Annotated in this window: 1 protein-coding gene; it reads left to right on the top strand. The window is 49.1% G+C overall.

Annotated features, from left to right (window positions below; genetic code table 11):
* Positions 1–195 precede the first annotated feature (195 nt).
* Positions 196–1,365 carry a GAF domain-containing sensor histidine kinase gene (locus ACUVJL_RS14215; RefSeq protein ID WP_445246438.1) on the top strand — a complete coding sequence of 390 codons (1,170 nt, stop codon included), beginning with the start codon at positions 196–198 and terminating at the stop codon, positions 1,363–1,365.
* Positions 1,366–1,501: the final 136 nt, after the last annotated feature.

The raw sequence follows: 1,501 nt of genomic DNA, 5'->3' as shown, positions 1-1,501 counted from the left end.
GATGAATTCGAGTCGAGCAATTTAGACGAAAGAGGATTTATTTCTCTGATAAACATCATAGGAAACTGTAATTAACTCATAATTTTGCCTGGAATATCATTATACTATGTATTTGTGTAATTAATTCTGTCTGACTACTTAGCAGTCAACCTCAACCCGAACGCCAACTGGGAGGCGGGAATTAGCAAGTTTTCCATGTCAGAAAAATACGCCGCGTGGCAAGATTACTGCCAAGTACCAGACGGTACGGGCATTTACCAGGAAGTGTGCCAGCAGCAACAGGCAGTGCGGATGACTCAAGGCGAGTTAGAATCTCACCCGGCAAAGCAGGGGTGCGGCCAGGCTGGGGGCAAGCACCGGCCGATGGGGGGCTGGCTGGCGGTACCGCTGAAGGCTCGGGACGGCAGCAATCTGGGATTGATTCAGTTGTCGGACAAGTACGAGGGGGAGTTCGCCGAAGATGATGAAACTATTTTAATGCAGTTGGCTCAGGCGGTGTCGGGGGCGATCGATAATGCCCGGCTTTACGAGGAATCTCAGCAGGCAAATCGGATGAAAGATGAGTTTTTGGCAACTCTTTCTCACGAGTTGCGATCGCCCTTAAACGCGATTTTGGGCTGGGCGCAGGTGCTTCGCCACCGCAGTTTGAGTCCGGCTGCTACTGAGAGGGCTTTGTCCACTATTGAGCGAAATGCTAAATTGCAAACTCAATTGATTGATGATTTGCTCGATATTTCTAGAATTATTCGCGGCAAGTTGACTTTGAATCCTTGTGCGGTAAATATAATTTCTCTGGTGGAAGCAGCGGTGAATACGGTGCGGTTGGCCGCCGATGCTAAGTCGATCGATTTGCGGTTTGCAATTATAGATTTGGGCTGGGAAACTGCTGAATTGAACGAATCCGGGGAGGTTTCTGGCAATCCTGAATATCAGTTAAATCCGAGATTTTGGGTATCAGGAGACCCCGGCCGCTTGCAGCAAGTGATTTGGAATTTGCTGACGAATGCGATTAAGTTTACGCCGCGCGGGGGGCGAGTGGAAATCCGGCTTTCGAGAGTTGATTCCGAGGTTGAGCTGGCTGTTACCGACACGGGAATTGGGGTGGCTGCGAATTTTTTGCCTTACGTGTTTGAGTCTTTTCGGCAAGCGGATGCTACGATTACTCGCAATTATAGCGGTTTGGGGCTGGGTCTGGCGATCGTCCGGCAGTTGGTGGAACTCCACGGCGGCACGGTTTGGGCCCAGAGTCCGGGACTGGATATGGGATCGACTTTTAGTTTCCGTCTCCCTTCGATGCAGGTAAATTCGATCGCGGGCGAGGAAGCGCAGGTTTTGGCTGCCGCTGGTAATTTACTCGGAGTGTAAGGATTCAGGTATCTGAAACGTAGTCACAGAAGGACTTCTAGAATTAAAGCCTTCGCTAAATCAACAGCTTGATTCTCAATAGGTACGAAAATAAAAGCTTTCAGGGTTTCTTAATAAGAATGGATATTTGATGATT

The sequence above is a fragment of the Microcoleus sp. OTE_8_concoct_300 genome, assembly GCF_031383065.1.
In the GTDB taxonomy this organism is placed as follows: domain Bacteria; phylum Cyanobacteriota; class Cyanobacteriia; order Cyanobacteriales; family Microcoleaceae; genus Microcoleus.
This window is presented reverse-complemented; position numbering and strand designations above follow the sequence as displayed.